The sequence below is a fragment of the Rhodoplanes tepidamans genome (assembly GCF_030813915.1).
In the GTDB taxonomy this organism is placed as follows: Bacteria; Pseudomonadota; Alphaproteobacteria; order Rhizobiales; family Xanthobacteraceae; genus Rhodoplanes; species Rhodoplanes tepidamans.
Genome location: NZ_JAUSUJ010000044.1, coordinates 21,078 through 27,810, shown reverse-complemented (window position 1 = coordinate 27,810; position 6,733 = coordinate 21,078). Strand labels below are relative to the sequence as shown.

Annotated in this window: 7 protein-coding genes; 4 read left to right on the top strand and 3 right to left on the bottom strand. The window is 61.6% G+C overall.

Features of this window, described 5'->3' with window-relative positions; translation table 11 throughout:
* Positions 1 to 153 precede the first annotated feature (153 nt).
* Positions 154 to 363 (top strand): hypothetical protein, encoded by a 210-nt coding sequence (locus J2S22_RS30145; RefSeq protein ID WP_307155916.1) that lies wholly within the window; start codon positions 154 to 156, stop codon positions 361 to 363.
* A gap of 65 nt (positions 364 to 428) precedes the next feature.
* Here the strand turns inward: J2S22_RS30145 and J2S22_RS30140 are convergent, their stop codons facing one another.
* Both J2S22_RS30140 and J2S22_RS30135 read right to left on the bottom strand, forming a co-directional pair.
* Entirely contained in the window at positions 429 to 2,513 is a 2,085-nt protein-coding gene (locus tag J2S22_RS30140; RefSeq protein ID WP_272780324.1) for a DEAD/DEAH box helicase, read from the bottom strand.
* Complete coding sequence (locus tag J2S22_RS30135) at positions 2,510 to 3,358, bottom strand: HamA C-terminal domain-containing protein (protein ID WP_272780325.1); 849 nt, start codon at positions 3,356 to 3,358, stop codon at positions 2,510 to 2,512. The genes J2S22_RS30140 and J2S22_RS30135 overlap by 4 nt, the downstream gene beginning before the upstream one ends.
* A gap of 252 nt (positions 3,359 to 3,610) precedes the next feature.
* Between J2S22_RS30135 and J2S22_RS30130 the strand changes: the two genes are divergently transcribed.
* From J2S22_RS30130 to J2S22_RS30120, 3 genes are all read left to right on the top strand, one after another.
* Positions 3,611 to 3,853 (top strand): DUF2442 domain-containing protein, encoded by a 243-nt coding sequence (locus tag J2S22_RS30130; protein WP_272780326.1) that lies wholly within the window; start codon positions 3,611 to 3,613, stop codon positions 3,851 to 3,853.
* 354 nt (positions 3,854 to 4,207) lie between these two features.
* On the top strand, positions 4,208 to 4,855 hold the full coding sequence (locus tag J2S22_RS30125) for an acetate uptake transporter (RefSeq protein ID WP_272780327.1): 648 nt from the start codon (positions 4,208 to 4,210) through the stop codon (positions 4,853 to 4,855).
* A gap of 41 nt (positions 4,856 to 4,896) precedes the next feature.
* Complete coding sequence (locus J2S22_RS30120) at positions 4,897 to 5,451, top strand: cache domain-containing protein (RefSeq protein WP_272780328.1); 555 nt, start codon at positions 4,897 to 4,899, stop codon at positions 5,449 to 5,451.
* A gap of 57 nt (positions 5,452 to 5,508) precedes the next feature.
* Here the strand turns inward: J2S22_RS30120 and J2S22_RS30115 are convergent, their stop codons facing one another.
* Positions 5,509 to 6,486 carry a Bug family tripartite tricarboxylate transporter substrate binding protein gene (locus tag J2S22_RS30115; protein ID WP_272780329.1) on the bottom strand — a complete coding sequence of 326 codons (978 nt, stop codon included), beginning with the start codon at positions 6,484 to 6,486 and terminating at the stop codon, positions 5,509 to 5,511.
* Positions 6,487 to 6,733 lie beyond the last annotated feature (247 nt).

The window sequence follows — 6,733 nt, the reverse complement described above, 5'->3', positions numbered from 1 at the left end:
CGACGGCCACCCCAACAGCCGCATCGACGACCTGCTGCCCTGGGCCTACGCCCCGCCGCAAGCCCTCAAAGCCGTGGCCTGAAAACGACGCTTACGCCGCTCGCTTTTGGCCCGCAGCATCTATACGCTTGGCGGAAACTACGGAGGTGCACGATGGCGGCAAAGAAAGTGAAGATCAAAGAGTTTGGGCTTGATCTAGAGGTCAAGAACAAGGGGGTCACCCTTGATGTTTATGAGGGGGGCAAGCATCTCGGGGACATCCAGATTACGAAGACGGGCCTTACGTGGTGTAATGGAAAAGCGGCGACTGGACCAAAAGTTAGTTGGCAGGAATTCATCGACTGGATGAACAGCGGCGGCTAGGTATTTTGTTCTGTTTCCAGCTTTCGGCCGCCCCGGAACGACGGAAATCGGAATTCAACATCCTTCTAGACCTGTAGCGCATCGACCACCCATTGCCTTTCAAAAGACGTGAGAGCGCTTCGAGGATTGCTCGCCTCGTGGAGGAGACGGCGGCGCAAACTATCAATAGAGTCCCCGCGGCGCAAAAATCGCTCTGATATCTGGACCGGCACGCCCTGTTCGTCCAAATTCTTGAGCACTTCAGCCCGGAACCATCTCGGCATCTCGGCAAGGTACAAACTGTAGCTCGTATTAGAGTTTTGGCGCTTAGCGAACATTTCAACGACCGCAAAAAGCTGTGGAAGCCCATACTCACAGGCGCGCAAAAAGCGGAATACGCCATCATACCCGCTAGGATCACCTTGGTACGAGCTGCTATGCCAAAGGAAGAATCCCTTCAGCATAGCGTGAGACCGAAGATTGGAGAGGTACACAGCGAGCTGCGCCGCACTTTTACAGCCGAATTCGCTCGGCCGCCTAACTGAACAGATAATATTAGCGACGGCAAGGATCTCGTCGTATCTAGGAAATCTATTCCAATGAATATGAGCGCGGTGCCGAGACGCAGCCTCGGTCTGCTGCTTGAGCGCTATTGCGTCCTCAAGTCCGACGGAAGACGCCAGTCGGAGTTCTTCCTGCGTGAGGTCCATCGTTCTTGCGAGTTCCGCGACACGATCACTGATGGCCTCTGACGTGTCCTCGTCTGAAATATGCACCACCAACTCGTCGGGAGCTTCATCAAGGTCACCAAAGAGCGGTGGCTCCACCTCGATTGTCTCTTGGTCCGGCGGAGCATGGAAGAGATACACAGCTCCGATATGGTGCTGGCCGAGTCTGCCCGCACGCCCGCGGATGTTCGAAAACGTGAAGAAGTCGTAGTCGCGCCGGTTAATTGACTTGTCAAAGATGAGCACTGACTTTGCCGCAGTATTCACACCCTCGATAAGAGTTGAAGTACAGATCAGAACTGGAATTTCACCCGTGTTGAACAGCCGGACGAAATGCGAGGCGAGCGACCGCGGGATTCGACCGTGGTGGACGGCGACCCCTTTTGCAACAGCCTTGCTGAGTTCCCAATTTTCCCCAAAGTTCTCACTGATCCATTGCGCGGACGCTTCCACCGCAGCAAATGAGTTGTTTTTGACGAGGTCCGATGCAAGCTTGTTTGCTCTATCAGGAGACGAGATAAACACGAGTGCAGGCCAGTTTTTCTTCTGCTGCAATTCCTGCGTCAGACGTGCCGATTTGTTCTGAACCCGCCTGAGGTCGAACGTATCCACTGCCACTGTTGCAAAACGAGTGTGCAGAAACTCGAACTTCCAGCGATTGTCAGCCGAATACCGGACTGTTTCTATGTTTGGTCCGAGAAAAAAGAACTGGTTCGAGCGGCGAAGCAGCTGATAAACCGCCGCATTCAACGTGGAACTCCGATCGTCATGCCTACTAGGATCGAGTTTATAGAACTCATCTACGACTGCAAGATCCAGGCGTCCTAGGTCCGGTCGGTGCAGCAGCCGCTCTTGAGTCCCAAGAAAAATGACGTTCCCGTCTGAAGGAGCCTCTTGGGAATGGTACATGATAAGTGTAAACTTATCCTGAAATCGTCGCTCTATTCGGCGACGGAATTCATCCAATAGGGCAATAGTTGGAAGCACGATCGCGACCCGCCTGTAACGATTGGTCGCAAGCAAAGCATCGATCAATAGATTCTTTCCGAAGCTGGTGGGAGCGCTTAGAACCAAATTTCTCCCAGAAAGCAACGTGTTCAGCGCGCCAATCTGCTCTCGATGGAATGTGATCCCGCCGAGCTCCTCGGCGGTCACCGCATCAGCAACGATGGCGTCGCGGTAATCCGCAGTATCCTTGTCGATATAGTTCCATAACCCAACTGCCCTTGCGAGCGCTCCAAACGCCTCGCGATATGACGCAAGCTCCTCACGTGTCTCAATCAAATGGGCAAGCCTTGGCACGACGTTCAGAACTTCTGGATCGTCCACATCTCGAGTCTGGATGTCGTGTGCGGTTTCCTGTAAAATTGAAAAGATGCGAGCTTTGAGGATAGACCCTCGTAGCCCCTCTATCTCTCCCCACTGCTCTTGGGAGACCGTCATTGGAGCCCCTTCAGCTTTCCGTCGAATTCCTTGACGAAGGCGCTTTTATCCCCGAGCGGAACGTAAATAAGTACAATGCGTATTTTCTTGGTTAGGCCCGACCTTCCGAGCTGCCGAGTGATCGCCTGAAGTTCCGGTAGCAGCGCAGATCTGTAAGCATCGTCGACCTTGTTCGCCGATCGGCAAGCTGCGCTGTTGGAGAGAATCCCTATAACGAAAACGGCTGCGTCTACAAATCTGTCCAAACTAGTCTGCGGCTTGAACAGCTGCATGAGTTCGGCGTAACGAGGTGTGGTGCGCGAGATTTGCGGCCCAAGCAAAAGCTTCTGTTCTGTGAGGAAGCCCTGTTGAAGGTGGTCCGTGACCGACTTGATTGCTTCAGTGATCGCCTTGATAGTGTTGGTATAGAGTTTCGATTCTCCGAGCCACAGTTCGACACCCCCTTTCTTAGGAAAGCGGGCATGCACCATGTCGAATGCCTTCACGACATCATTTGTCGCACTCTTATAGAAAACGCGAGGCGAGATGGGCAGCGTACCAAAGTAGTCACGACAAATTGCATGAAGTGTTATCTCTCCAGCTTCACCGCGTCGCTTGTACTTTTCACTGGTATAGACCCGGATGGCCGCCTGTCTCAGCTTGACGTACATGTTGCCATGCGTCACCGCCAACTCTTCCTCGGGAAGTGCGTATTCCGGAAGCCATTCGATTAGATGCTCAGCAAACGGCTTACAACGCCATGCTCTGAGTTCGAACCCCGCACAACAAATGCCAGCGGCTGGATGTCCGGCCTCGAAATGTAATTTCTCAAGAAACCGGGCCGGTTTGTGATCGTAGACGCTCACCTGCGACTCGCCTATTTGCAAGAGAAGTACGAGCTTTGCCCATGGCTGTGACGAGATCAACCTGATTGTTTCCCACATCACAGGGGCGGTCGGAGGTGCCGGTAGAAATCCGGTCTGCCTGAAGTACAATAAAGTGAATTTCTTTTATAAGCGAGAAATGCCTAGTTAGAACGCAGCGAAAGCCGGGATATTGGCACGCTCCCACCCGGGATTCCCGTTCTTTCTGTACGGGCCACTATCTGGAGGCGTGGCATGTCCATTTCGGCCGTGAAGCGTGATCCGACCGCCGTGGCCGTCACCGTGACGGACGATCGCCTGGTCGTCACGCTCAAGGACGGGCGCGAGGTCGCGGCCCCGCTCGTGTGGTTTCCACGCCTGCTCGACGCGACCACGGCACAGCGCGGCAACTGGCGGCTGATCGGCCGCGGCCACGGCATCCACTGGCCCGATCTCGACGAGGATGTCTCGGTCGCGAGCCTGTTGAAGGCGAGCTGAGCGGGCGCGGCGCGCGTCGGCCGCCCCCGTAGCCTGGATGGAGCGCGAGCGACATCCGGGGGCGGACGGCGCCACAGATCCCGGGTTTCGTTTCACTCGACCCGGGCTACGAGCTGGACGTATGACGCCAGCGGCCCGGTCCGTTGCCAGGCGGTCGCCACGCCCGCTCGTGGTCGACATTCGATTGCCCCGCCGCGGACGTGATCAGAATTCCCAGCACATGAGACAACAACCTTTATTCACGCAATATCACGAACACACCCTCCGCTTGCAGCCCCGGAGTCGCCTCGGCATAGTTGGATGCGCGCGGTCGCGCTGCGTCACGTCGCGGCCCGCTCAGGGGGAGTGCGTCGCATGGCAGAGCAGAAAGTCGGAAATCCCGCCGTGGTCGGGCTGGCCGGGTTCGGCCTCACCACGATGGTGCTGCAGTTCCACAATGTCGGCTGGATGGGCATCGGCCCGGTGGTGTGGCTCGGGCTGATCTTCGGCGGCCTCGCCCAGATGGTCGCCGGCCTGCAGGAGCAGAAGACCGGCAACAATTTCGGCTACTGCGCCTTCACGGCCTATGGCTGCTTCTGGATCGCGCTGGCGCTGCTGCTGATCGGCAACCACTACAATCTCTACGTCTCCAGCAAGAGCGACATCGGCTGGTTCCTGATCGCCTGGACGCTGTTCACGGCGATCCTGTGGGTCGGGGCGATGCGCATCTCGGGCGCGCTGGCGCTGACCTTCACGCTGCTGCTCGGCGGCTTCGTGCTGCTCGACCTCGCGCATTTCGGCTTCCCGGAGCTGACCGTCGTGGCCGGCTACGAGCTGATGCTGTGCGCCGCCATGGCCTGGTACATCATGGCGCATCTGATCTTCGCCGACGTGTTCGGCCGCGACGTCCTCCCCGTGGGGAAGCCGTGGCTGCGCGCCCCGGCCGCGCCGGTCGCCGCCGCCGCGCCGCGTCCGTCCGCGGCACCGGTCGCGGCCCTCGAGGTCGCCGGCGCCAAGGGCTGAGCGCCTGCCGCCGGCACTGCAACCGAGATCGGAGACCCATCATGCGTGCATCGAAGCTGATCGCCGCGGCGCTCGCGGCGGCCCTCTGCGGCGCCGCCGCGCCGCCCGCCGTCGCCGGCGACGACACCGCCACGCCCGAGGAGGTGGTCGCGAAGGTGTGGGGCGCGGCGCGCTTCCTCAACGAGAAGGGCGCCTCGGGCATCGCCGAGTTCAACAACGCCAGCGGCCGCTGGGTGTGGAAGGACTCCTACGTGTTCGTCTACGACTGCCGGCTCGACCGCATGGTGGCGCATCCGCTGCGGCCCGATCTGGTCGGCCGGCCGATCATGCAGATCACCGACAATGGCGGCCGCTTCATCTTCCGGGATCTGTGCAAGGCGGGCGGCGACAGGCGCGGCGGCTGGGTCGAGTATCTGTGGACCCGGCCGGGCGCCGGCGGCGTGTCGCGAAAAATCTCCTACGCGCTCGGCGCCGACATCGCCTTCTCGACCGGCCTCCAGGTGGCCGCCGGGGTCTACGACGACAAGGCCTCGGCCGCCGACCTCGCCGCCCTCACCGGCAAGATGGCGGATCCGGCCAAGTACCCGGCGCACTGAGCGCGGCGGCGGCGCGGCCGGCCGCGCCGCCGGCCGGGCCGCGCCGGGGCCCCCGCCCTACTGCATCTTGATGTTCGCCGCCTTGGCGATGGCGCTCCAGCGGGCGATCTCGGACTCGATCAGCGCCTCGGCCTCGGCCGGCGTGTTGCCGACCGGCTCCATGCCGAGCTCGGCGAGGCGCTTCCTCGTGTCGGGCTGCGCGAGGCCGGCCAGGATGTCCGTGTTGAGCCGCGCGACGACCGGCGCCGGCGTGCCGGCCGGCACGGCGAAGCCGACCCAGAAGTTCATCACCATGCCGGGCAGCCCGGCCTCGGCGGCGGTCGGCACCTCGGGCAGAACGGGGGAGCGCTTCGCGGCGGCGACCATCAGGGGCCGCAGCTTGCCGGACTGGATCAGCGGCAGCGCGGTCGGCAGCGACGTCACCAGGACCTGCACCTGCCCGGCGACCAGATCCTGCAGCACCGCCCCGGCGCCGCGATACGGCACGTGCACGAGGTCGACGCCGGCGAGGCTCTTGAACAGCTCGCCGCCCATGTGGGTGTTGGTGCCGTTGCCGCCCGAGCCGAAGAAGTACTTGCCGGGATTCGCCTTCAGCAGCGCGATCAGCTCGGCGACGGTCTTCGCCGGCAGGTCGGGATTGACCACCATCACGTGCGGGTTCTCGACCGCCGTCGTCACCTGCACGAAGCCCTTGCGCGGATCGAACGGCAGCGTCGGGATCAGCCCGGCCGCGATGGTGAACGACATCTCCAGGGTCAGCAGCGTGTGGCCGTCCGGCGCGGCGCGCGCCACCGCGCTCCAGCCGACCACGCCGGCGCCGCCGGTGCGGTTCTCCACCACGGTCGGCACCCCGAGCGGCCCGCCGGCCGCCTGGGCGACGATGCGGGCGACCGTATCGGTCGACCCGCCGGGCGCGAACGGCACCACGAAGGTGACGGGACGGGACGGAAAGGTCTGGGCGGACGCGGGCACGGCGGCAGCCGTGAGCGCGCCGGCCGCGACCGCGACGACGAGCGCGCGAACGATCGACAGCATGGCATTCCCCTGTGGACGCGCCCGGACGGACGAGGCCGCGGACGCGCGAGACCCGAGACGGAGCGGAACGACGAGGAGACGGAACGAGAGACGACGACGAAGAACGACCAAGAAGAAGAACGAAGACGCATGAAGAAACGAAGACGCATGAAGACGAGACGGTCCGGCGGGACGAGACGTCCGTCGGACGGAGCACGGCGAAGGCGATCGGGCCGCGCACGGCCGCGCCGTGCATCCCACCCCCGCC